The sequence below is a fragment of the Rhodoligotrophos defluvii genome, assembly GCF_005281615.1.
In the GTDB taxonomy this organism is placed as follows: Bacteria; Pseudomonadota; Alphaproteobacteria; order Rhizobiales; family Im1; genus Rhodoligotrophos; species Rhodoligotrophos defluvii.
Genome location: NZ_SZZM01000005.1, coordinates 35,570 through 59,620, shown reverse-complemented (window position 1 = coordinate 59,620; position 24,051 = coordinate 35,570). Strand labels below are relative to the sequence as shown.

22 protein-coding genes are annotated in these 24,051 nt (G+C 64.9%); 12 read left to right on the top strand and 10 right to left on the bottom strand.

Annotation, left to right across the window (positions count from 1 at the left end; translation table 11 throughout):
- Positions 1-112 precede the first annotated feature (112 nt).
- The 5 genes from E4P09_RS19345 to crtI form a co-directional block, all read right to left on the bottom strand.
- Complete coding sequence (locus tag E4P09_RS19345; RefSeq protein ID WP_137391285.1) at positions 113-700, bottom strand: glutathione peroxidase; 588 nt, start codon at positions 698-700, stop codon at positions 113-115.
- Between the two features lie 83 nt (positions 701-783).
- Complete coding sequence (locus tag E4P09_RS19340; RefSeq protein ID WP_137391284.1) at positions 784-1,914, bottom strand: glycosyltransferase family 2 protein; 1,131 nt, start codon at positions 1,912-1,914, stop codon at positions 784-786.
- Positions 1,915-1,922: 8 nt separating this feature from the next.
- Positions 1,923-2,720 carry a lysophospholipid acyltransferase family protein gene (locus tag E4P09_RS19335; RefSeq protein ID WP_170984512.1) on the bottom strand — a complete coding sequence of 266 codons (798 nt, stop codon included), beginning with the start codon at positions 2,718-2,720 and terminating at the stop codon, positions 1,923-1,925.
- On the bottom strand, positions 2,717-4,243 hold the full coding sequence (locus E4P09_RS19330; RefSeq protein ID WP_137391595.1) for a phytoene desaturase family protein: 1,527 nt from the start codon (positions 4,241-4,243) through the stop codon (positions 2,717-2,719). The genes E4P09_RS19335 and E4P09_RS19330 overlap by 4 nt, the downstream gene beginning before the upstream one ends.
- A 5-nt stretch (positions 4,244-4,248) precedes the next feature.
- Positions 4,249-5,784 (bottom strand): phytoene desaturase family protein, encoded by a 1,536-nt coding sequence (gene crtI, locus E4P09_RS19325; protein ID WP_239025274.1) that lies wholly within the window; start codon positions 5,782-5,784, stop codon positions 4,249-4,251.
- 186 nt (positions 5,785-5,970) lie between these two features.
- Here crtI and E4P09_RS19320 point away from each other — a divergent pair, with 186 nt between their 5' ends.
- From E4P09_RS19320 to E4P09_RS19305, 4 genes are all read left to right on the top strand, one after another.
- Positions 5,971-7,440 carry an aldehyde dehydrogenase family protein gene (locus E4P09_RS19320; RefSeq protein ID WP_137391283.1) on the top strand — a complete coding sequence of 490 codons (1,470 nt, stop codon included), beginning with the start codon at positions 5,971-5,973 and terminating at the stop codon, positions 7,438-7,440.
- A gap of 15 nt (positions 7,441-7,455) precedes the next feature.
- Positions 7,456-8,493: an ABC transporter ATP-binding protein gene (locus E4P09_RS19315; RefSeq protein ID WP_205042198.1), complete on the top strand. Its 1,038-nt coding sequence runs from the start codon at positions 7,456-7,458 to the stop codon at positions 8,491-8,493.
- On the top strand, positions 8,490-9,287 hold the full coding sequence (locus E4P09_RS19310; protein WP_170984510.1) for an ABC transporter permease: 798 nt from the start codon (positions 8,490-8,492) through the stop codon (positions 9,285-9,287). Before E4P09_RS19315 ends, E4P09_RS19310 begins: the two co-directional genes overlap by 4 nt.
- 87 nt (positions 9,288-9,374) lie before the next feature.
- Positions 9,375-10,193: a phosphodiesterase gene (locus E4P09_RS19305; RefSeq protein ID WP_137391281.1), complete on the top strand. Its 819-nt coding sequence runs from the start codon at positions 9,375-9,377 to the stop codon at positions 10,191-10,193.
- 15 nt (positions 10,194-10,208) lie between these two features.
- Here E4P09_RS19305 and E4P09_RS19300 read toward each other — a convergent pair whose 3' ends face one another.
- Positions 10,209-10,580 carry a hypothetical protein gene (locus E4P09_RS19300; protein WP_137391280.1) on the bottom strand — a complete coding sequence of 124 codons (372 nt, stop codon included), beginning with the start codon at positions 10,578-10,580 and terminating at the stop codon, positions 10,209-10,211.
- A 43-nt stretch (positions 10,581-10,623) separates the two neighbouring features.
- Positions 10,624-12,078, bottom strand: a complete 1,455-nt coding sequence (locus E4P09_RS19295; RefSeq protein WP_137391279.1) for an amidase — start codon at positions 12,076-12,078, stop codon at positions 10,624-10,626.
- A gap of 220 nt (positions 12,079-12,298) precedes the next feature.
- Here E4P09_RS19295 and E4P09_RS19290 point away from each other — a divergent pair, with 220 nt between their 5' ends.
- Complete coding sequence (locus tag E4P09_RS19290) at positions 12,299-12,826, top strand: hypothetical protein (protein ID WP_137391278.1); 528 nt, start codon at positions 12,299-12,301, stop codon at positions 12,824-12,826.
- A gap of 119 nt (positions 12,827-12,945) precedes the next feature.
- On the opposite strand, the gene E4P09_RS19285 is transcribed toward E4P09_RS19290, so the two are convergent.
- Positions 12,946-14,514 (bottom strand): trimethylamine methyltransferase family protein, encoded by a 1,569-nt coding sequence (locus E4P09_RS19285; protein ID WP_137391277.1) that lies wholly within the window; start codon positions 14,512-14,514, stop codon positions 12,946-12,948.
- Between the two features lie 1,702 nt (positions 14,515-16,216).
- Between E4P09_RS19285 and E4P09_RS19275 the strand changes: the two genes are divergently transcribed.
- The 3 genes from E4P09_RS19275 to E4P09_RS19265 are packed head-to-tail and all read left to right on the top strand — an operon-like array spanning position 16,217 to position 19,560.
- Positions 16,217-16,522 carry a virulence factor gene (locus E4P09_RS19275; RefSeq protein WP_137391275.1) on the top strand — a complete coding sequence of 102 codons (306 nt, stop codon included), beginning with the start codon at positions 16,217-16,219 and terminating at the stop codon, positions 16,520-16,522.
- 39 nt (positions 16,523-16,561) lie between these two features.
- A complete protein-coding gene (locus E4P09_RS19270) occupies positions 16,562-17,500 on the top strand; it encodes a methyltetrahydrofolate cobalamin methyltransferase (RefSeq protein WP_137391274.1) in 939 nt (312 codons plus the stop codon).
- Between the two features lie 5 nt (positions 17,501-17,505).
- A complete protein-coding gene (locus E4P09_RS19265) occupies positions 17,506-19,560 on the top strand; it encodes an ASKHA domain-containing protein (protein WP_137391273.1) in 2,055 nt (684 codons plus the stop codon).
- A 136-nt stretch (positions 19,561-19,696) separates the two neighbouring features.
- Here the strand turns inward: E4P09_RS19265 and gcvA are convergent, their stop codons facing one another.
- On the bottom strand, positions 19,697-20,629 hold the full coding sequence (gene gcvA / locus E4P09_RS19260; protein WP_170984509.1) for a transcriptional regulator GcvA: 933 nt from the start codon (positions 20,627-20,629) through the stop codon (positions 19,697-19,699).
- 240 nt (positions 20,630-20,869) lie between these two features.
- Between gcvA and E4P09_RS19255 the strand changes: the two genes are divergently transcribed.
- From E4P09_RS19255 to E4P09_RS19240, 4 genes are all read left to right on the top strand, one after another.
- On the top strand, positions 20,870-21,823 hold the full coding sequence (locus E4P09_RS19255; RefSeq protein ID WP_170984508.1) for a DMT family transporter: 954 nt from the start codon (positions 20,870-20,872) through the stop codon (positions 21,821-21,823).
- A 4-nt stretch (positions 21,824-21,827) separates the two neighbouring features.
- Positions 21,828-22,505 carry a hypothetical protein gene (locus E4P09_RS19250; protein WP_137391270.1) on the top strand — a complete coding sequence of 226 codons (678 nt, stop codon included), beginning with the start codon at positions 21,828-21,830 and terminating at the stop codon, positions 22,503-22,505.
- 118 nt (positions 22,506-22,623) lie between these two features.
- A complete protein-coding gene (locus tag E4P09_RS19245) occupies positions 22,624-23,028 on the top strand; it encodes a hypothetical protein (RefSeq protein WP_137391269.1) in 405 nt (134 codons plus the stop codon).
- A 44-nt stretch (positions 23,029-23,072) separates the two neighbouring features.
- Positions 23,073-23,423 (top strand): hypothetical protein, encoded by a 351-nt coding sequence (locus tag E4P09_RS19240; protein ID WP_137391268.1) that lies wholly within the window; start codon positions 23,073-23,075, stop codon positions 23,421-23,423.
- Here the strand turns inward: E4P09_RS19240 and E4P09_RS19235 are convergent.
- Complete coding sequence (locus E4P09_RS19235; RefSeq protein ID WP_137391267.1) at positions 23,374-24,003, bottom strand: DUF1638 domain-containing protein; 630 nt, start codon at positions 24,001-24,003, stop codon at positions 23,374-23,376. The two genes, E4P09_RS19240 and E4P09_RS19235, sit on opposite strands and share 50 nt — an antisense overlap.
- Positions 24,004-24,051 lie beyond the last annotated feature (48 nt).

The window sequence follows — 24,051 nt, the reverse complement described above, 5'->3', positions numbered from 1 at the left end:
TTTTCTGTCCGCACCACACACTCACATTGCCGGATACAGTACGGTGAGTCGCATTCCTTTCGCGAGTACAGAACGCAAGTTGCATCTGGTGGTTGCGTTGCCGTTTGGAACGCTAATGGGCCGGCATCTCCTGCTTGGGTTCAGCAAGCGCCGCCTCAATGGTTTTGATCAGCTTCTCGGATTGCGGGTCGGTCGTGGTCGCGAACCAGTCGAGGAACCGGCCGTCGCTGCCGATCAGGTATTTATGGAAATTCCACTTCGGCCGCCCGACCAGACCGGCCTCGTCGCCAGCCCACTTGTAGAAGGGATGGGCGTTGTCGCCGGAGACGGCTGTCTTGTCGGTCAAAGGAAAGGAAACGCCATAATTGAGCCTGCAGAAGTCGGCGATCTCCTCCCGCGAGCCGGGTTCCTGCCCGCCGAAGTCGTTGGAGGGGACGCCGATCACCACCAGGCCCCTGTCCTTGTAGGCGTTCCACAGCATCTCCAAGCCGTCGTACTGGCCAACGAAGCCGCATTTCGAAGCGGTGTTCACCACCAGCAGCACATTCCCCTTGAAGCGAGACAGGGGCATGGGGCTGCCGTCTATGGCAGTGAAGCTGAAGTCATAGGCCGTCTGCCCGGGGGCAGATTGGGCCGCCGAATGGATCCCGGCGAGACTCAAAACGGCCGCAAGCACCGCGCCTGTGAGGCCTTTCCACATCGTTCCAGCTCCAGAGGGCTGTGATCTCCGCCATTCTATGTCGGCTCGGGCGCGCCGAACAAGGTGGCCTCGATGCGGCAAACTCACGAACGCGAATAGGCACGGCCACGCCAGCGTACTTCCTTGCCGCCGTGCCAGCGCCACAGCGCCATCCATTGCAGGGCCAAGGTGACGAGAATGCCGAAGGGATGCAGCAATGCGCTGAGCCAGGATTGATGAAAGCGAAGCGCCAAAGCCAGCCGCATGGCCCAGGCGCAGCCTATGGCAGCAGCGAGCGCCCAGCGCGCCACGGGATCGGCGGATCCGAACCAGGCCACCGGCCACAACAGGAACGGCAGCACTTGGCCACCGAACAGCAGTACCGTCCAGATGGGCAAGGCGACAGGCGTTGCCATCCCCTCGTGGGCATTCTTGGAGAAGCCCGCCCACAGGTCGCGGAAATTGCCGTACATCTGGGTGGCCGCCAGGGTCTCCGCGTCGAAAAGATCGGTTCTCAACCCGTGGCGGCGGAAGAGGCGCGGCAACTGCACCCCGTCATGGATGAGGCCGCGGATGGCGCCATGGCCCCCTATGGCGCGATAGTCGGACAGCCGCACCGCGATCAGCTGGCCGCATCCGGTGGCGAAGGCGGGCCAATTGCTCAGCCGCGCGCCGATCATCGGCAAGAAGCCCAGGAGGACGAAATGGATGAGCGGCACCATCAGCTTCTCCCAAAAGCCTCTGGTGATCTGGTGGGGAAAGCCGCTGGCCAGGCTCAGCCGGCGCCGGACGAGACATCCGGCAATGCGCGCAACGGCATCGGGCGCAAGGTGCACATCCGCATCTACGAACAGAGCGATGTCGTGGCGGGCAGCCGCGGCAAGTGTCTGGCAGGCATTGTTCTTGCCCATCCAGCCGGGCGGCAGCGGCGGCGTGGCAATCAACCGGACGCGGGGATCGCGCCTCACGAAGTCCTCGACGATGGCGCGGGTGTGGTCGGTGGAGGAATCATCCGCCACGACCACCTCGAAACTGCAGCCGCGGTTGGCGAGCACGGCCTCCAGGGTGCGTGCGATGCCCGCCTCCTCGTTGCGGGCGGGTATCAGCACCGAAACCGGTGGAATGCCCGCCGGCGCAACGGCTTGCGGCGGCCTGTACAGAAACAGATTCATCAGGCACAGCAGGAAGGGAATGAGCGCCAGCACGAGACAGGCAATGGCCAGGGCGGGAAACATGGCGTCGCTCAATCCTCGTGCGCGGCGGAGAAGCGCTCGCCCCTGACCCTGGCCCTGAGCCAGCGCCATCCGTCATAGGCGGGGCTGACCCGCGCCCGGCCGACCACCAGCTCATCGAACCGTTCGGGATCGCGGGCAATGGCCGCTGCGGCAAGCCGCTCCATCTGATCAATCATGCGCTGTTCGAGCAGCGCATTCCACTGCGCGGCAGTCCGGTCGCCATGGTCGCGCGGATCGATGATCGGGCCGAACGAGAACAGGGCCTCCGGCCGCCGCTCGCTCCAGAAGGGGTATTCGAGCGCCACCGGCACCAGCACGGCGTCCGGCACGTCGCGGGCGAGATGGGCAAGCCCCGGACGGAACGCGATGGGCCGCTCGCGGCTGTCGGCAAAACGGCCTTGCGGGGTGATCCAGAGCGCCGTGCCCGGCGCAGCGAGCAGCCCACGGGCCGTGGTGAGGAACTGCGCGGCGCCGCGGGCCGTGTTCTGCTCGACAGGGAAAATCCCCAGGCGCCTGAGAAAGCGGTATTTGCGCAGGGATGCCGCATCGATCGGGCCGAAGCTCCGGTACCCGGGAAGCAGCCGGGCCGCGATCAGCACATAGAAGATCGGGTCCCACCAGCTCACATGATTGCTGAAGAAGATGGGCGGCCGGCCGGCTGGGAGATGGGGAAGCCCCGGCTTCAGAACGCGCACGGCGGTGAAGTTTGCCGCGAAATAGCGGTCGAGATAGCGCGCGAACAGCTTGAAGAGAAACGGCGAATAGGCATTCAGCGCCGCCGTCGCCCCTGTCGCGCGTCCGCTCAAGCCGCTATACGCCCCTTGGCGTCCTGATCGAGGGCATCGGCGGCGATCCAGCCGGACATCATCACCATGGGCATGCCGGGACCGGGATGGGCCGCCCCGCCCGCGAGATAGAGCCCTTGCACATGGCGGCTGCGGTTGCCTGGCTTGAACGCGCCGAGAAAGCGGCCGTGGCTGGCGAGCCCGTAGATGGCGCCGTTGAGCACCTTGTAGCGGTCGTGAATGCCCTGGGGCGTCAGGCTGTCTTCGAACACGATCCGCTCCTCGATATCCTCCATGCCGGCCGAGCGCTTGAGCTTGTCGAGGATGATCCGGCGGTAGGCCGGCAGCATCTTGGACCAGTCGTGGTGCGGACGCAGGTAAGGCGTGTGCACGAGCACGTAGAGCGCCTCGCCACCTTCCGGCGCCACGCCCTTTTCGGTGCGCGCCGTTGCCGCGAGATAGCAGGTGGGGTCCGGCGCCGGCTCGCCTTCGTTGTAGATCGCGTCGAACTCCTCCTCGGGGTCGCGGGAGAAGACGAAGCAATGGTGCAGCAGATGGTCGTAAGCCTTGCTGAGGCCGAGATAGAGCACCACGCCCGAGCAGGCCGGCTCGTATTTGCGCATGTCCATATAGCGCGCGCCGGCCTCGCCGCCGATCAGCTCCGCATAGGTCCTGATCGCGTCCATATTGGACACGACAGCGTCCATCGGAAACTGCTCGCCCTTGTCGGTCACCACCCCGACCACCCGGCCTTGCGCCTGCGCAATCCGCTGGACATTGGTGCCGAGGTGGAATTTCACGCCGAGCTCGCGCGCCAGCTTCTCCAGGGCGACAGGCACCGCCCGCGTGCCACCCATGGGGTACCACACGCCGAGCTCGGTCTGCATGTGGGCGATGGAGCAAAGCACCGCCGGCGAGGCATAGGGCGAGGAGCCGACATACTGGGTGAAGTGGTCGAGCATCTGCGCCACCCGCTCGTCCGGCACCTTGCGGCGAATGGTGCCGGCCACCGTCGCGCCCATACGCAGCGACATCACGTCGGCCAGGGTCTTGGCATCGAGATTGCGCTTGAAATCAATGGTGTCCTTGAGGTCCTCCACCGATTTCCAGAAGAAGAAGCGGTTGGAGACGTCGTGCAGGCGCTCTGAAAGCTTGATGAACTGCTTGTAGCCTTCGGAGGAGTGAGGGTCGCCCGTATAGTTGGCGATGTTCTGCGCCATCTGGTCGACGTTCTCCACCAGGTCCAGCACGGAGCCATCGTCGAAGAAGCAGCGCCATTGCGGGTCGAGCCGCACCAGCTCCACATAGTCCTCCAGCTTGCGGCCGGCCTCGCTGAAGATCCGGCGCAGGACGCCGGGCACGGTCAGGATGGTCGGCCCCATGTCGAAGCGGAACCCTTGGCCTTGCAGCACCGCGGCCTTGCCGCCGGCCCAGGGGTTCTTGTCGAACAGGGTGACGTCGTGGCCGCGGGCGGCCAAGGTACAGGCTGCCGCCAGGCCGCCGAGCCCGCCACCCACAACCGCCACGCGCTTGACTGTCTGCATCTGCATCAGACTTTCTCCAGTTCCAATTCCATGGGCGGCATGACCGTGGCCGCGGCAAGGCTTGATGGTGCCTCCAGCGCCAGGTCCGCAGCAAGCAGGCGGGTCGAGATGCGCGCCGATTCGAAGATGACCGGCAGGCCGCTGCCGGGATGGGTCCCGCCTCCGACGAGATAGATCCGATCGAGATCCTCGAAGCGGTTATGCGGCCGGAAATACAGCATCTGGCCCAGCGTATGGCTGAGATTGAAGGTCGCCCCCTTGTAGATGGCAAGATCGTTCCGCCAGCCCTGGGGCGTGAGGATCTTTTCGAAGCGGATACGCTCCCGTAGATGCTTCACGCCCATCAGCTCGAGGCGGTCGATCACCTGCTCACGGAACTGCGGCACAACCCTGGGCCAGTCGATCGCGCCCGTGACATGGGCCACCGGCACCAGCACGTAGAGCGTGCTCATGCCGCGCGGCGCCAGGCTCGGGTCGGTCACCCCCGCGTTCTGCAGGTAGATCGACGGGGCCTTCGGCAGCACCCGGCCGTCCTGGATGTCCCTTATGTTGGCCTCGAGGTCCTCGGCCAGCATGATGCTGTGGTGCGGCACGTCCTCGTAGAGGCCATCGATGCCGAGATACATCATGAAGGTCGAGCAGGAATATTTCTTCGCCGCGATGTTGCGGTCGGTCCACCGCCGGCGCAAATGGTTCGGGATCAGGGCACCCATGGCATGGCCGAAATCAGCGTTGATCACCAGCGCATCCGCGGGATAGCGCCCCTTGGTGGTCTCGACGCCGACGGCGCGGCGGCCCTCGAACAGAATACGGACTGCCGGCTCCTGAAGCCTGATCTCAACGCCCATGTCCCGGGCGATCTCGGCCATCTTGTCCATGACGACCGCATGCCCGCCGATGGGGTGCCATATCCCGAATTCGTGCTCGAGAAAGGCGAGGATGGTGAACAGGCTCGGGCAGTTGAACGGCGACATGCCGAGATATTTGGCCTGGAACGAAAAGGCCTGCCGAACCCTTCTGTCCCTGAAATATTTCCTGAGATCCCGATCCAGCGACAGCTGCGGCCGCAACATGAACAGCGACTTCAGCACGTCGCCCTTCAGATAATCCGTGAGCGCGTTGAATGGGCTCTCCAGAACCGGCCGGAAGGATGCAAGCTTCTTACGGTTGTCCGCCAGGTAGCGGGGCAGATGGGCGGCATCCTCGGGGCTCAGCCTGGCGATCTCGGCGGCCATGCTCTGCGCATCGGATCTTGCATCGAGATGGCCGGCATTCTCAAACAGGACGCGATACATGGGATCGATTCGCTCGAACCTGAGCTCGGTCCACAAATCGCGGCCGCATTCACGGAATATGTCTTCGAGAACCCGAGGGTAGAGGAAGAAGGTGGGGCCGATGTCGAAAGTGAAGCCGTCCTGGCGCCAGCGGCCGGTGCGCCCGCCGACCTGCGGCAGCCGTTCGACAACGGTGACCTTGGCGCCTTTGGCCGCCAGCAGCATGGCCGAGGCAAGCCCGCCCGGCCCCGCGCCAATGACGACCACGCGACGGCTCCTTCGATCGCTCAAACCTCGGCTCCCCCGACACGTTCGTATAGCAAGCGCCCGAACCCCGGCGCAATTTCCCTCTCGCGCGCAGTTTACGAGATCGCATGTCCTTCGCGCTAGCCTAATAAGATTACCACCGCCAACCGACCATCCACTCCTTTTTGATCGCAAACGAGCAGGCGAATGAACCGCGCAACGCCTATTCACGAACGGATCGCCATACTGCGCGCGGCTCAGCGCGATTGGGCCGCCACCCCGGTCGACCGGCGCGTCGCGGTCGTGGCGGAACTGCGGCACCTGATTGCCGAGCGTGCGCCCAAGTTCGTGGGCACCGTTGCCCCGACATTGGCCAAATCGCTTGCCGATTTCACCGCGGCGGAGGTCGTGCCGCTGGTGGATGCCTGCCGGTTCCTGGAGCGCCGCGCGGCGGAGCTCCTGAGGCCGCGGCCGCTCGGCAAGGAAGACCGTCCCTTGTGGCTTGCGGGCAGCGAGGTGACCATAAGGCGCGAGCCCTTCGGCCTGGTGCTGATCATCGGGCCTTCCAACTACCCCCTGTTCCTGCCCGGGGTGCAGGCCCTGCAGGCGCTGGTCGCCGGCAACGCGGTGCTGATCAAGCCTGGCCAGAACGGCGAGCAGCCGATCCGCTGGCTGATCGAGCTGCTCGATGACGCGGGCCTGCCGCCGAATCTGGTCTCCGTCACGTCCGACAGCCTGGACGACGCGCGCGCGGCGCTGCGCGATCAGATCGACAAGGTGGTGCTGACGGGAACGGCCGAGACCGGGCGCATGGTGCTCGGGCGGCTGGTCGATCGAATCATCCCGGTTGTGCTCGAGCTCTCGGGCAACGATCCGGCCCTCGTGCTGCTCGATGCGGATCTCGACCTCGCAGCACGGGCCATCGCCTACGGGCTGCGTCTCAATGGCAGCGCAACCTGCATTGCGCCGCGCCGGGTGATCGCGCTGGAACCGATCTATGACGCGCTGCGCGGGCGGCTGCTGGCGGAGGTTGCAAAGCTTCCTCCGATTGAGGTTGCGGAGCCGGCCAGAACCAAGCTGGCCGAGCTGCTCGACAAGAGCAAGGCGGCCGGCGCCGTGGTGCATGGGGTGTTTCCGCCGCCGGAGGGCGAAGCGGCCATGGCGCCGCTGGTGATCGAGAATGTCAGCGTCGAGGACCCGCTGGCCCGAGCCGACATCTTCGCGCCGGTGGTCATGCTGTTCCGGGCCGCGGACGTGCATGAGGCGGTCGCCATGGCCAATGCCTCGCCCTATGCGCTCGGGGCCTCGGTGTTCGGCTCCGAGTACGGCGCCCGGGAGGTTGCCGCGCGAATCAATGCCGGGGCGGTCTGCATCAACGACATGATCGTGCCCACCGCCGATCCCCGCGCGCCATTTGCCGGCCGCAAGCAGTCGGGCTACGGGGTCACCCGTGGCTCGGAAGGCCTGCTGGAGATGACCCAACCGAAGGCCGTGTTCCTGCGCAAGGGCACATTCCGGCCGCATTTCGAGCCGCCGGGCCCAGACGACCACGCATTCCTGCTCAGCTACGTGGCCGCCATCCATGGCCGCAATTGGACAACACGCCTGGGTGCCGGTATGAAGATGATCAGGCATATGATCGCTCGTGGCGCAAGACAGAGGCGCCGGCACCGTTGAGAGGGGTTGTTCAGCGTGCTGCACTGGCCGAGGCGGAAGCTCGCCAAGCGTTCGATGGCCAAGGCTCGGCTCATGGTGGAGCTAGCGACCACGGCGCAGCCTCTCGCGCCGCGAAGGTCGCCGCCGCCGGTGTTCGTCGACGATTTGCGCAAGAGCTATGGCGGCGTGCAGGCGCTACGCGGTGTCACGTTCCATGTGGAGCGGGGCGAGACCTATGCTCTGCTCGGGCCGAACGGCGCGGGGAAGACGACCACTATCGAGATCCTGGAGGGCTATCGCCGGAGGGATGGGGGCCGCGCTGCGGTTCTCGGCATGGATCCTGGATCCGGCGGCCGGCGGTTTCGCGAGCGAATCGGAATCGTGCTGCAATCGACGGCGCTCGAGCCGGAACTGACCGTGCGGGAGACGGCCCAAGCCTTTGCGCGGCTTTATCCGGAGCCTCTGGCGGTGGAGCTGACACTTGATCTGGTCGATCTCGGCCACGTGGCCGGAAAGCCGGTCAAGGTTTTGTCCGGCGGCCAGAAGCGGCGGCTCGACCTCGCCCTGGGCATCATCGGCAATCCCGAGGTGCTGTTCCTCGACGAGCCGACCACCGGGCTCGACCCGGAGGCGCGGCGCAAGATCTGGTCGCTCATCGGCCGCCTTACCACGTCGGGCAAGACGATCCTTTTGTCCTCCCACCACATGGACGAGGTGACAACCCTGGCCGACCGGCTGGCCATACTGGTGGGCGGGGTGATCTGCGCCGAAGGCACGCCGGCCGAGCTTCAGGACGCCTTCGGCGGCAAGAGCGAGATCCGCTTCACCCTCGGCACGTCCGAACTGCCGAATTCCTATCCGCGGCCGCTGCGGCAGGTCACCCAGTTCAGGCGGGGCTGGATCGAGATCCGCGTCGACAATCCGACGCCCATCCTGGCCGATCTCACGCACTGGGCTTTCCGGCAGCGTATCAGTCTGCAGCACCTGACCGTCACCCGGCCGAGCCTGGAGGACATCTATCTGGACCTGGTGCGCGCGGCGGACTCAGCTCATGCGGGAGGCGCCGCACCGTGAGCCTGCTCCTCGACCAGACGCGGCATCAACTGCTGTTGTTCTGCCGGAGGCCGGCAGCGGTGTTCTTCGTCACCATCATGCCGCTGATCCTGCTCGTGCTGTTCACCGAGATTTTCGGCAACGAGCAGGTCGAGGGCGAGACCTACACCACCGCGCAGTTCTATTCCCCGGCGCTCGCCGTTTTCGGGGTGGTGACCGCCTGCTACACCTATCTTGCGGTCTCCACCGCCACGGCGCGCGATCAGGGCATATTGAAGCGGGTGCGCGGCACACCCCTGCCCCCCTCCATCTATATCGCCGCCCGGATCCTGGCCGTCGCCCTCATCGCCATGGTGTCCGCCGTCATCGTCATGGGCGCGGGCATGCTGTTCTACGGCATCCAGCTTTATGCGGACCGGCTCGCCGCCGCCTTGCTGGTGCTGGCGGTCGGAAGCTGCGCCTTCGCGGCTCTGGGCATGATGGTGGTGGCTTTGTGCCGGTCGAGCGAGACCACGCAGGCGGTCACCAATGCAACGCTGCTGCCGCTGGCCTTCCTGTCGAATATCTTCATCCGGCCCTTCCATGACCTGCCGGCGTGGATGACGATCACCGCCGACATCTTTCCGCTGAAGCATTTCGCGGTGGCCTTCGGCAATGCGTTCCGGCCCGACCTTTCCGGCTCCGGCTTCGCCTGGAGAGGGGCCGAGAACGTCTATGCCATGCTGCCCGACCTCACTAACGTGGCCGTCTGGGGTATAGCCGCGGCCATCATTGCCGCCCAGCTGTTCGCTTGGGACCCGGCCGGCGAGCGCTGAAGCGCGGGGCTGCCACAATGAGGCCCAATCTCTGTCGGGACCCTGTGGGAGGAGGCGGAACCCGCGGTTCACGGGAGGGGACATCCGATGAAGATCATTCATATGAGCGATCTCCACCTGGTCGCGCCGGGAAATCGTCTCTGGGGCATCGACCCGTGGGATCGCTTCCTGGCTGCGCTGCGCGATATCGCACGCCACCACGGGGACACGGACTTCTGCGTGATCACCGGCGATCTCACCAATGATGGCGACACGGCAGCCTATGCCGCCCTGAAGGGCACGCTCGGCCGCTTCCCGATTCCCACCCTGCTCACCCTCGGCCCCCATGACCGCCGTGACGCCTTCTTCGCGGTATTCGGGGAGGCTCCACGGGACGGCGACGGATTTGCGCAATTCACTCGGGAGACGGAAGACGGCCTGTTCGTGTTCCTCGACACGCTCGATTCAGACGACATCGCGGGCGACTACTGCGTGCAGCGGCAGGCCTGGCTGAGCGGCGTGCTGGCGCGCGCCCATGAGCTGCCGGTCTATGTCTTCGCCCATCATCCGCCATTCGACGTGGACGTGCCGCTCGTGGACCGGACGAAGCTCAAAGCCAGCGAAGCGCTCGCGGATATCCTGGCCGAGCATGCGGTGCATCATCTGTTTTTCGGCCATGTGCACCGTCCCGTCTTCTGCACGTGGCAGGGATTGCTCTGCTCCGGAGTTCCGGGCATGGCCTATCAGGCGCCGCTGGTTGCCGGTAGCGTATCCTCGCCGTTCAGCATCGAGCCCCCGATGTATGCGGTCGCGCGGATTGAGGGCGACCGCACGGTGGTCCATTTCGATGCGTTCATGCACCGCCATTCCGCCGACATGCGCGAGCGGCACGTGACGACGGCATCGACCGGAGCGGCGGACGGCTGAGCACCCTCCCCGGGGTCAGTTGCTGCTGGTGATCCGTGGTGCGTCGTTCTCGATGGCAACGGTCTCGGTGCCGGTCATCGTGATCTCCTCGCCATTGCCGAAAATGGCGGTGCAGCCGCTTTTGCAGAGGTCGGTCACCGTCTCGCCCGGCGCCAGCTCATAGGCCTGCTCCTCGCCATTGGCGATGATGACCACCATGGCCGCATCGTCGTCGTGGTTGGCGACGGTGAGCGCCTGGGCGGGGAAGGATTGCACCAGCCACACGGCGGCTACGGTCAGAGCCAGAGTCGGCAACCGGCTCGGCAGATGCCGGGCAACGGGATCGGTCAGGCGCATAGGGATCTCCGGACGTGAATGGTCGCCGCTCAGGGCAGGCTCGTCCGACATTGCGCGCCAATCATGCAAGGACTATGGCGAGGTTGGCGCAGGATCACGAAAATCCCGGCGGCGGCTGAAACGCACGATATTCCCGTTCCAGCAGCTGGGCGAAGGCAATGGTCGTGTAATCCTGGTAGTGCGGCCCGACGATCTGCACCCCGATGGGCAGGCGGTCAGGGCTGAGGCCGATGGGCGCAACCGTGCCGGGCAGATAGAAGGCGCCGGGATAGCCCGCCCAGAACAGCTGGTCTGTGGTGGGCACCTGCCTGCCGTTCACCAGGATCCTGCGATCGTATCGTTCGCCCTCCTGATCGTGGGGGAAGGCGGCGGAGGCGGCCGCCGGGCACAGGAACAGGTCCCACTCCTGGAAGAAGTGCGCCCAGGCCTGGCGCATGTGGTGGCGCCGCTCGTTCACCTGCAGCCACGTCCGGTGCGGCATGGCATGAGCCCTGACCATGCGCGCAAAATAGCTCTGATCCTTCGGATCCAGCTTGGCTGCGAGCTCCACGTGCCGGGCAAAGCCCTCGTCGGTCTGTGCACGGCTGGTGGCCGCCCGCAGCAGAGCGATGTAGATATCGAAGGCTTCCGCGGTGCTGAACGCCGGCCGGGCGGTATAGCTGATCTTCGCGCCACGGCTGCCGAGGAACTCCGCAAGCCTGCCGATCTCGTCCTGCACCGGCTGGTCCACTTCCGAGCACGGGTCGCTCAGCATCACCGCGATCTTGAACTCGGATATGGCGGTTTTCGTCGGCCGCTTGAGATCAAGCCGCCAGCCGGATGCCTCGATCGCCTCCGGTCCGGCGATCACATCCAGTTCCAAGGCAAGATCCGCTGCCGAACGGGCCAGCGGCCCGGCGACCGTTATGTCCGACGTGGTGACGATGCCCGGCAGTGCATGGCCGGCATAGGAAACCACGCCATAGGTGGGCTTATGGCCGAAGACGCCGCAATAATGGGCGGGATTGCGGATCGAGGAGCCGATGTCGGAGCCCATGTCGAGGGCGGTGAGCCCCGCAGCCAGCGCGGCCGCCGAGCCGCCGGACGAGCCGCCCGGTGCCCGCGACAAATCCCACGGGTTGTTGGTGGTGCCATAGATGACGTTGAAGCTCTGCCAGTCAGCCAGCATCAAGGGCACGTTGGTCTTGCCGAAAATGATCGCCCCTTGCGCCTTTAGCCTTGCCACCGCATCGGCGTCCGTATCGGTAATGTTGTCCCGGTAGTGCGGCACGCCCCAGGTGGTGGGCGAGCCGGCCAGCTGGAACGACTCCTTGATCGTCATCGGCAAGCCGTCGAGCACCCCCGCCGGCCTGCCCTCATCGAGCCGCCGGTCGGCCGCATCGGCCGCCTGCCTGGCCGCTTCGATATCGCTCCAGATGATGGCGTTGATCGCCGGGTTATATTTTTCCACCCGCGCCCAATACAGCTCCAGGAGCTCTCGCGCCGAAACCGTGCGGTCGCGTAGCGCCCGGACGAGCGCGGTGGCTGATGCGAAGGCAAGCTCAGTCATAGGAGGATCCGTTTCCTAACGGGCGTTCACCACAGGCCGGCGCAAGGTGAATCCAAGTGGCTTCATGGGCCAGCATTTCAAATGCCAGCGGTTTCTCTCACCGTTCCTTCAGATAGAATCTCGATACTCCTCAATTCTAAAGTTGTGCAATCCATTTTTACTCCATCTCAGGTAGCGATAGCTTATTTAAATAACGTCCAGCTGTTGATGGAGGACTGCCTTGCCACCTCTCTATCAATCCCAGTCACCGCTCTATCAGTCCCAACCAGCGCCCGCCGACCCTGTGCAGGCGACCGCGGAATACGATGCCAGGAACGGGTCTGTTGCAAGCACAGCGGCACCGGAGCGATATGTCGCGTTCGGGCCCGACCCGGCGCAAATGGCCCGCCACCAGGGCGGTTACGACCCCGGGCCTGTGCGCTGGCATTCGGGCCCGGAGCAACTTCCTCCCGCCGGCGTGCCGATGGACCCGAACAAGCTGTATATAAACCCAAGCGTCCGTCTCAGTCCGGACCAAGCAGCCGGGCGTTTTCTCGTCTATGATCATGCGCACCATGGATTGGTGACCGATCATACCGTGGTGCCCGGCGAGTCGGTTGGTCCCAATGCCGCAGCGCCGCTGTGGAATGACGCCGGTCCGTATCAGAGCCAATCCATGCCGCACCCCGATCAGCACGACGCGTATCGGCAGACGGATCACGGGCACTACAGCGATTCGCAGGCATCGGATTACTGGAGCACGTCATAGCCCCTTCGATGGGTCATCCGAGGCAGAGCGTGCGCGCCAGAGAGCGGACGCTCTGCTCAAGCCCATGTCCCGAAACCCGGTGGCATCGATCCAGATGCCACTTGGCCCGGAAAACCACGCTAGGTCAGCGAGTCCGGCAGAACCGCCTTGCGGCGGGCAATGAAATCCTTGAGCGCTTCATCGGTGCCCTCATCCAAGGCTGGCGGAACATAGTCCTGCAGCATCTGCTTGTAGATCCGGTTGGCCCGTTGCGCAGCGTCCTGCTCACCCTCGGCCAGCCACTGCTCATAGGAATTGTTGTCCGCCACGGTCGAGCGGTAGAAGGCCGTCTCGAAATTGGCTTGGGTGTGGTTGCATCCAAGAAAGTGGCTGCCCGGGCCAACTTCGCGGATGGCATCCAGCGCCTGGCCGTTTTCCGAGAGATCGATGCCTTCGGCGAAGCGTTGCATCATGCCGAGCTGATCAGCATCGATGATGAGCTTCTCATAGGATGAGACGAGGCCGCCTTCCAGCCAGCCGGCTGCATGGAGAACGAAATTCACGCCGGCATAAAGGGTTGGGATCAGGGTTTGCGTGCTCTCGTGGGCGGCCTGCGCATCGGGCACTTTCGAGGCACAGAGCGAACCGCCGGAGCGGAAGGGAATGCCGATGCGCCGGGCGAGCTGCGCGGCACCGTAGAGCACATGGGCCGGCTCCGGTGTGCCGAAGGTCGGCGCGCCGGACTGCATGGAGATCGAGCTCGCAAACGTGCCGAACACCACTGGCGCGCCGGGGCGGCACAGCTGCGAGAAGGCGCAGCCGGCCAGGGCCTCGGCCAGGATCGTGGTCAGCGTTCCAGCCACGGTCACCGGCGACATGGCGCCGGCGAGGATGAAGGGCGAGACGACGGTTGCCTGGTTGTTGCGGGCATAGACCTTCAACGCGCCCAGCATGGTCGCATCGAATACCAGGGGTGAGTTGGCGTTGATCAGACTGATCATCACGCAGTTCTGGTCGACGAAGTCATCGCCGAACAGCAGCTTGGCCATTTTGACCGAATCTTCGGCCCGCTCCGGATGGGTGACTGAGCCCATGAATGGTTTGTCGGAATAGCGGATATGCGCATACACCATGTCGAGGTGGCGCTTGTGCACGGGCACATCCACCGGCTCGCAGACGGTGCCGCCGGAATGATGCAGGGTCGGCAGAGCGTAGGTGAGCTTCACGAAATTCTGGAAGTCTTGCAGCGTGGCATAGCGGCGGCCCTCCTCCAGATTGCGGATGAAGGGTGGACCATAGACCGGCGCGAAGACCGTGCTGTTGCCGCCGATCAGCACGCTGCGCTCGGGGTTGCGGGCATGCTGGGTGAACACGCTCGGCGCGCTCTTGAGCAGCGATCGGCACAGGCCCTTCGGAAAATGCACGCGCTCGCCGCGCACATCGGCGCCGGCTTCGCGCCACATGGCCAGTGCCTCGGCATCGTCACGGAACTCGATGCCGACCTCTTCCAGCACTGTGTCCGCATTGCGCTCGATAAGCGCCAGCCCCTCCTCGCTCAGCACCTCGTAAAGGGGAATCTTGCGCGAGATGTATTTGAGCTGGGGACGCGTGCCGCCGCTGCGCCGCTGCCGCCGCTCGGCTGCCCCGCCGCGACGGGATTGGCGCCCTGACGCAGGTGTTCCGCCGGTTCCAGTGCTCACGTCAGCCATAGCGCCAAAGCCTCCCGATGCCAGACCATTCTCTCACCCATAGCGCTGACGCACGCCCGACGGTAAGCGCGAAACGTCAGAGCATGGCCTGGGAACGACGCGCAAGCTCCATCGTGTCCGCATTCATCAAATACCAAGGCTAGTCTAGTGTTAACTCAAGTTATAGTTGTGTATTTTTGCGATTGCGCCTACCTTGAATTGATCAAGTCCATGCATGCTCCCGGGAACGACTTTCAGGACTCCGGAGAGGCACCCGATTTTGATTGGAAGAAAATCATTGCTCTTGAGAGGAGAAATACTATGGCGACATTTGAATCGTCCGGTGGCACTCCGGCCGTGAGCCCGCAGGAAGGCCAGCCCACGACTCCCGCCTTTACTCATGGCCAGCCCATGGTGCCCGCCTTTACCCACGGCCAGCCCATGGTGCCCGCCTTTACCCACGGCCAGCCCATGGTGCCCGGCGTATCGGGCCATGCTCTTCCTCCGGATGGCGGTCAGCCAGCAGTTCCGGGGACACCGGCCTATACCCTGCCGCAGCCTGGGGTGGCGCCGCAGCCATTTATCCACGGCGGACCTGGGCCTGTCCTGCCGCAGGGTGACGGCCACAACTCGGTTCCCGCTATACAGGGTCAAGCGCCCCTTCCGGGCCATGGGACACCCTCCTGGAATCCGCATGCGGGCGTTGGACCTGTCCTGCCGCAGGGTGACGGCCACAACTCGGTTCCCGCTGTACAGGGTCAAGCTCCCCTTCCGGACCACGGGACGCCCTCCTGGAATCCGCATGCGGGCATTGGACCTGTCCTGCCGCAGGGCAGCGCTCAGCCGGCGGTTTCCGGAACGCCGGCCTATGCCCAGCCACAACAAGGTGTGCCGGCGCAGCCCGCCGGCCATATGTATTCCGGCGCCGAACACCATGAAGCGACAGATCTGGGTGTTCAGCATTTGCCCGCCTCTGACAGCGTTCATTTGTAGGCGTTGGATCGGGAAGCTCGAACCCAGGTCTCCCGTGATGCGCAAGCCCGGCCTCGTTTGCCGGGCTTGTCGCTTTCGGCAGTCGCCATGTCGGCCTGCCGCGCCCGATCCCAAGCGCTATGGCCGCCATAGGCAGCAGGGCTCCGGATGCGCCGAGCCAATGAAGCCTTTACGCTGTCGGATGAGATAATGCAATCTTAGGTTGATTACCCTGAAGAAGCACATTAACTTGAAGAAGAGCTCCAGACGCCCATGTGTTGAGTTCAAGTAAATTTCTCTATTTCAAGGAAAAATTCCATGGCTGCACTGTATCGAGTTCACCCGAGTAATGGGCATTTCACGATTACCTACATGTACCCCCCGTCGCATGATGCAACTGCTGGGCAGGCGACGCATAGCCCCATGCATCCCGGTCCAGTCATTCCTGACTCTTCCATGACCGGTCACCATGACCATGGCTACCATGATCATATCGATCCGGCGAACAGTGATGCTCTGCACGTTGGCCACGGTGCTGATTGGATGGGTTGATGTAATCGCAAGCACACCAAAAGGAATTGGCATTAACCCGTGCTTTGAGTGGCCAACCTGATGCCCGGCCGTTCCCGACGGCCGGGCTTGTCGTTTTCGTAAAGCCGCATGTCGGCCTGCCGCGCGCTCTGCCGGACGTCCTCCCCCCATATGGTCCATATCCGGGCAAACAGGCCCGCGTGGGAGCGAGGCGCTTTTCATGGGCGAGCTGGTCGTCGTCTATTGGCGGGACATACCGGCGCAGGTCATTGCGAAGTCTGGACGCAGAGCCGAGAAGCGCCAGCTGTCGGAGCGCTTCCAGGAGGCGATCGATATGGCCGCCATGCGCAGTGGCGCTGCGGAAACCGGCGCCTATCTCGATGAATGGCGGCGGGGGGCGCCCGAACCCTGCGGCGATGATCTCGCCGCCGAGGCGGGCCGGCTCGCCGCATCCCTCGAGCAGACCTATGACCGCGCGCGGCTGAAGGCACTGATCGCCAATGGCGGCCGGGCGGCCGCGTCGTGACCCCCAAATCCACCTATTCCGCCAGGACGGAGAGATGAGATGACCGAAACGGTGTTGGCATCCGCCACCAAGGAGGTGGTGATCGGTTTCGAGCGGCCCTTCTGCGTGATTGGCGAGCGGATCAATCCCACCGGCCGCAAGAAGCTGGCGGCGGAGATGAAGGCGGGGGACTATTCCACCGTGGAGCGCGACGCGATCGCCCAGGTGGCGGCCGGCGCCAACATGCTGGACGTGAATGCCGGCATTCCGCTGGCGGATGAGCCGCGCATCCTGGCGGAGACCATCCAGCTGGTGCAGAGCCTGGTGGACGTGCCGCTCTCGATCGACTCCTCCATCATCGACGCGCTGGAGGCGGGGCTCAAGGTCTACAAGGGTCGGCCGCTGGTCAATTCCGTCACGGGCGAGGATGAAAGCCTCGAGCGGGTGCTGCCGCTGATCAAGAAATATGATTGCGCGGTGGTCGCCATCTCCAATGATGAGACCGGCATTTCCGAGAACCCGGACGTGCGCTTCGCGGTGGCCCAGAAGATCGTGCACCGGGCAATCGACCACGGGATCAAGCCTTGCGACGTGGTGGTGGACCCGCTGGTGATGCCGATCGGTGCCATGGGCACCGCCGGCCGGCAGGTCTTTGCGCTGCTGCGCCGCCTCAAGGAGGAGTTGAAGGTGAACACCACCTGCGGTGCCTCCAATATTTCCTTCGGCCTGCCCAATCGCCGGCTGCTCAACGGGCATTTCCTGTCCATGGCCTCGTCCAACGGGCTTACCTCCGCCATCATGAACCCCCTACATGATGAGGACATGCACGCGATCGCCGCGGCGAACGTGCTCAACGGCGTCGATCGGGACTGTCGCGCCTGGGTGCGCAAATTTCGCGAGCCGGTGCCGGAGGCGGCGCCGGCGGAGAATGGCGCGCCGGAAAGCGAGATCGAGGCCCGGCGCCGCGAGCGCGAGGCCCGGCGGCGGCGCCGGTTGTGACAGGCATGAGTGGATCAGGCGACAGGGCAAAGGACGCATTGCTGGTGTTCACCCCCTCGGGCAAACGGGGGCACTTTCCCGTGGGCACGCCCATTCTGCAGGCGGCGCGCAGCCTGGGCGTCGACATCGACAGCGTGTGCGGCGGCCGGGCGATCTGCGGCCGCTGCCAGGTGCAGCTGTCCGAGGGCACGTTCGCCAAGCATGGGGTGACCTCCACCGCCGACCATCTCTCCCCCGTATCCGCGACGGAGCAGCGCTATGCGGAGAAGCGCGCGCTGCCGCCCGGACGCCGCCTCTCCTGCCAGGCGCGGCTCATGGGCGACGTGGTCATCGACGTGCCGCCGGAAAGCCAGGTGCACAAGCAGGTGGTCCGCAAGCGGGCCGAGGTTCGGGCGATCGCGCTCGATCCGGTCACCCGCCTCTACTATGTGGAGGTCGCGGAACCGGACATGCACAACCCCTCCGGCGACCTCGAGCGGCTTCATGCGGCGCTTGCGGCGCAGTGGAACGTGACCGGCCTCGAAGCGGATCTGCATGTGGTCCAGGCCCTGCAGAAGGCGCTGCGGGCGGGCCAGTGGACGGTGACCGTCGCCGTGCATCATGGCAATCCGCCGGAGGGCAACCGCATCGTGGCGGTCTGGCCCGGCTTCCATGATCAGATTTTCGGGATTGCCTGCGATATCGGCTCGACCACGATCGCCGCTCATCTGTGCGATCTCTCGACGGGCGAGGTGGTGGCTTCCGCCGGGCTCATGAATCCGCAGATCCGCTTCGGCGAGGATCTCATGAGCCGGGTGTCCTATGTGATGATGAACCCCGGCGGGGACGCGGAGATGACGGCCGCGGTGCGCGATGCGGTGAATACGCTGCTCGTGCAGGTGACGCGGGATGCCGGGATCGACACGAGCCTGGTCCTGGAGGCGGTGTTCGTCGGCAATCCGATCATGCATCACCTTTTCCTGGGCATCGACCCGGTGGAGCTCGGCGGGGCGCCGTTCGCGCTCGCCACCTCCGGTGCGGTGAACCTGCGGGCGCGCGAGCTCGGCCTGCGGATGAACCACGGGGCGCGCGTTTACGTGCTGCCGTGCATAGCAGGCCATGTGGGGGCGGATGCGGCGGCGGTCGTGCTGTCGGAAGGGCCGCACCTGCAGGATGAGAACTGGCTCATCGTGGACGTGGGCACCAATGCGGAAATCGTGCTCGGCAACCGCCAGCGCCTGCTGGCCTGCTCCTCGCCCACCGGCCCCGCCTTCGAGGGCGCGCAGATCTCGTCGGGCCAGCGGGCAGCGCCAGGGGCGATCGAGCGGATCCGGATCGACCCTGAGACGCTTGAACCACGCTTCAGGGTGATCGGCTGCGATTTATGGTCGGATGAGCCAGGTTTCGATGCCGCCGTGGAGACCACGGGCGTCACCGGGATCTGCGGCTCCGGGATCATCGAGGCGGTGGCGGAGATGTTCCTGGCCGGCATCGTCTCCCAGGACGGGGTGATCGAGGGTGCGCTCGCCGCGCGAACGCCACGGATCGAGCCGCAAGGCCGCACCTTCAGCTATTTGATCAAGGACGGCGAGCCCGAGATCCGCATCACACAGAACGATATCCGGCAGATCCAGCTGGCCAAGGCCGCGCTCTATGCGGGCGCGCGTCTGCTCATGGACACCATGGGCATCGATCAGGTCGACCGCATCACCCTCGCCGGCGCTTTCGGCAGCCATATCGACGTGAAGCATGCGATGGTGCTGGGCATGATCCCCGACTGCCGTTTGGAGCGGGTCTCGTCCGCTGGCAATGCGGCGGGCACCGGCGCCCGTATCGCCCTGCTCAACGGCGGCGCGCGGCGCGAAATCGAGACGGTGGTCGGCCGGATCGAGAAGATCGAAACGGCGTTGGAGCCTCGCTTCCAGGAGCATTTCGTGGCGGCCATGGCCTTTCCGCACAAGACGGCGCCCTACCCCCATCTCGCCCAGGTGGTGGCGCTGCCGGCATCCAAGGCACCTTCCCGCGAGGATGATGGGCGCACGGGGCGCCGCCGCCGCAGCTTGGACCGTCGAGGTGTCTAAGCGCGATGCCCGCGGCTGGGGGCTTTGGCGGCCCTATGGCCCGGGCTCCCGCTTGGCCCTGCATTTGCCGCGTCAAGCGCGGCAATGACGAGGGTGCGCGTTGAAATCATCGTCATGCCGGCCTTGAGCCGGCGCTCTACCGATCCGCTGCCCCGACCAGCAGCTGCTGAATGGCGGGGTCGGCGGCGATCTGCTCGCGCAGCCAGGCCTCGAAACGGCGGATCTTGGGCCGGGTGCGCTCGGCCATTTCGCATACGAAATACCAGCCGCGCCGGTGCGCCACCGGCGGCGGGAAGGGACGCACCAGACGGCCCAGTCGGATTTCGTCCTCGGCGAAGGGGCTCAAGGTCATGGCGATGCCACGCCCGTCGATGGCCGCCTCCTGGGCCAGGAGATAGCTGTCATAGACCGGCCCGCCCTCGATCAGCATCGGATCGAGGCCGCGGGCCTCAAGCCAGGTGGCCCAGTCCTCGTCGGCCCCAAGTACCCGGATCAGGCGGTGATGGCCGAGATCCGACGGCTGATCGAGCGGGACGGTTCCGCCGAGCAGATCAGGGCTGCAGACCGGTGACAGCAGACCGGGGAACAACGGCTGATAGTGCAAGCCCGGTGTCTTGTGGCGGACCAGCAGAAAGGCCGCATGCACCTCGCCGCGTTCGAAATCCCAGCCGATCGAGGTGGTGGACAAGCGCAGCTTGACGTCGGGACAGCGCCGCTCGAAGTCGTGCAGCCGCGGGATCAGCCATTTGAGTGCGACGGTGACATAGACCTGCACCACCAGCTCGCCGCTGTCGCTCGCCGGCTTTATGGTGCGGGTCTTGGCCTCGATCTGGTCGAATGCATCGCGCAACGTGGGATAATAGTCCTGCCCGGCCTCCGTCAGGTCCGCCCGCTGGCGGTCGCGGCGGAAGAGGCTGACCCCGAGCATCTCCTCCAGCTGGCGTATCTGGTGGCTGACGGCGGAGCGGGTGACCGCAAGCTCCTCCGCCGCCAGGCGAAAGCTGCCGAGCCGCGCAGCGGCCTCGAATGCCTGAAGGGCGCGCAGAGATGGAAGGTGACGTCTCGCCATGCTCAGCCCCCAATTGACATCGACACCCAGGCACCGCTGCGCCGCCGCCGCGCGACGCCCCCGGGGGCAAATCCAGCTCACCACGGGTGAGGCGCGCTCATGCGCGTAATGCCGCAGCCCTGCGCATTTGGCAACCCAGCCATGCCAAGTGCAGCGAGCCAGCTTTCCACCTTGGTCTGCTGCCACAGACAGGATACAGCCAAAGTAGACCTTAGAATTCCTCCCGTCCGGCGGCCTGACGTGACCGAGCAGCTCAACAGAAACATGGCAAGCTTCCATACGCGCCACCTCGCGCACGGGGCGTTGCAGCGGGCGCCGCGCAAGGCGATCCTGTTCGCGCTCGCGGCCATTTTCTGCCTGTGCACGCTGGACGTGCTGGTGAAGTGGCTGGCGGCGCGGTACTCGATCCCGCAGATCATCTTCCTGCGCTATATCGGCGGCCTGTGCCTCGCGCTGGCGGTGGCCCATGGCAGCGGCGGCTTCGGGCAATTCCGGACGAGGCGGCTTTCCGGGCATCTCACCCGGGCGGTGTTCAACCTGATCACCATGCTCCTCTTCTATTACGCGCTGCGCGCCCTGCCCTTGGCGGATGCCGTGGCAATCGCTTTTGCCGCGCCCCTGTTCATGACGCTGCTGTCCATCGGGCTGCTCGGCGAGCGGGTCGGCATCTACCGCTGGAGCGCGCTCCTGGTGGGCATGGTCGGCGTGGTGATCATCATGCGCCCGGGCGATGCGGGGTTCGGGCTTGGTGGCCTGGCGGCACTCGCCTCGGCCTTCTTCTATGCGCTCACCCAGATCTCGGCCCGCCAGCTCAGTAATTCCGAGAGCAGCGCCACGATCCTGTTCTACTACAGCATCCTGGTGCTGCTGGTCAGCGCGGCGCTCATGCCCTGGTATTGGCAGATGCCGAGCCTGACCGATTGGGGACTGTTCGTGCTGCTGGCCCTGTTCGGCAGCGTCGGCCAGCTGTTCCTCAATCAGGCCTGCCGCTATGGCGAGGTTTCGATGATCGCGCCCGTGGAATATACAGGGCTGTTCTGGGCGGTGCTGTTCGGGTTCCTGGTGTGGGGCGACATTCCCTCGTGGTCGGTGATCCTCGGGGCGGTGGTGATCATCCTCAGCACCTTCTACATCACGCGCCGAGAGTTGATGCAGAACGCGCGGCAGGAGGGTGCCCCGCCCGTCGAAAGATAGGCCGATGAGCCGGGACGTGCTGGAGGTCATAGCAGCCGCGGGGTTCACGCCGCTGGGCTGGTTCTCGCCCGGTCAGGAGCACGCCGTGCCCGATCTCGCGCCCGGACTTCCGGCTCGTACGGTGGTGCTGATCGGGAACGCCGGCGCCCGGTTCTGGCAGCGCTTCACCGCGGAACAACGCGGCGGGGATGATCCCATGGACGCGTGGACCCGGGAAGCGGTGGCAGCGCTCGTCGGCACGCTTGGGCGTGGCACCGGGGCGGTATTCCCCTTCGATCGCCCCTACCTGCCGTTCCAGCGCTGGGCACAGGCGGCAGGCGTCGGCTTCTCCTCACCGCTCGGGCTCACCATCCACCCCGTCTATGGCCTGTGGCATGCCTATCGCGCGGCCTTGCTGTTCTCCGAGCCACTGGCGCTGCCGCCGCAAGGGGCGCAGGTCAACCCGTGCGACAGCTGCGCCGACCGCCCCTGTCTCAGCGCCTGCCCCGTCGGTGCCTTCACCGGCCATGCGTATCGGGTCGATGCGTGCATCGCGCATCTGCAGACCCCTGGTGGCGAGAATTGCTTCAGCGGCTGCCTTGCGCGCCGCGCCTGCCCGGTGGGTCGGGCGTTCACCTATCGGCCGGCGCAGGCGCGCTTCCATATGGAGCATTTCCTCAAGGCGCGTGCGCAGCCACGGTGATGTCCGGCCGGCCTCCCGCGCGGATGCCGACTTTAAACCCCCGGATGCGGTTTTTTCATCAAGTCTCTGTCTAATGGCGTGATTTGGAAGGACTTCAAGTCAATTTGGAGTAGGCGTTATGATGAGGACTTTCGAGCCACTGGTCGATCTTTGCCACGTAATGCCGCCAGTACCAGACGACGAGACCGTGCGCATTGCCTTCCTCGGCGCTCACAGCAAGCATATCCTCTACAATATTACCTGTAGAGACGGTAATCATTTGGTTACCCGGACCCGCAGACGGATCGAGACCCAGCACCTCAGGATCGAGAACGAGCCGCGCCAGAACATTCATGTCGAGGCTGGGCCCGAGATGTTCAAAATCACAATCGGCACGCACGGCACTCTAGAAATTCCCTATAAAGACCTGGATGCGACCGACCACATCTATGAAATCACGCAACTTCGGAACGGAACCGTCGACATCCGTTTCTATGAGGAACATGCCTCGCACCATAACCCGTTAACTCTTTTGCCGGCATGATCCTTGGCTCGTGCGGATGAATATCGATTTGGATTGGGCTGTCCATGGTTCTTCTTCTGACCTACATACCGAAGGGTTCGGTTCAGGGCCGGCCTGACGAGGATGCGGCGTCAAAACCGGCGCCGACCGCGCAAAGCAGGGACGCCGAGGCGAAGACTGACGATGCCCAGGCTGACTCCACCGATTACATGGCGGAGATTTCCCGTTTTGCCTCCGCAGCCCTTGCGGGCAAGGTGGATCCCGAAGAGGTCGCGCGCCTGCCCAAAAGCTATCGGCGCACCGACTGCTTTCCGATCGGCGTCCTGTCGCAGCCGTCGCCGCAACCGGTGCAGACGAAGCCCCAGGTCAAGTCGCCCGCGCGAAAAGGTAAGGCGCCAGATCCCCAAAACCCGTGAACCGGTGCTCATAGGCAAGGCCTAGCCGCGCGGCAGCTTGCTCGGCGCGCTGGGCGAGACCGGCATCCTCCGTCTGGGCGAGATAGACGAGCCGCTCGTAATTTCCGAAATAGAGCGGCAAGAGCTCGGGGTGGCGGTCGATGCCGAGCCCCTCCCAGATCAGCTTGTCGAAATGGCGCGCCAGATAATCGGTGAGGTAGAAGCTGGTCACGTCATCCTCTGTCCGCGTTGCAAACAGGGCATTGCCGGTGAAGAACGCATAGCAGTGCGGGCCCTCGATCCGCTCCACGCCTTCCTCCGCCAAGACCCTGTCGAGCTCGCCACCGGTGCCGCAATCCCCATAAAGGACGAAGATCTTCCGGTATTTCGCCCGCCCCTCCCGGATCTTGTCCCGTACCGCCTGCGGGATGCGCTCGGGACGGTTGTGCAGCTTGGCCGGCAGACAAGCCAGGTCAAAATGCGTCCACCGGTTGGCCTCGATCAGAGCGACGATCTCGCGCGCGAGCGCACCGCAGGCGATCAGGAGCACGCTGCCCTGCCCGCGTCTGAACTCATAGGGCGCATCCGGTTCAATAGACATATCCGCAATATAGGGGGCGCCACGGGCGACGGCATGCCCCCTGCGACG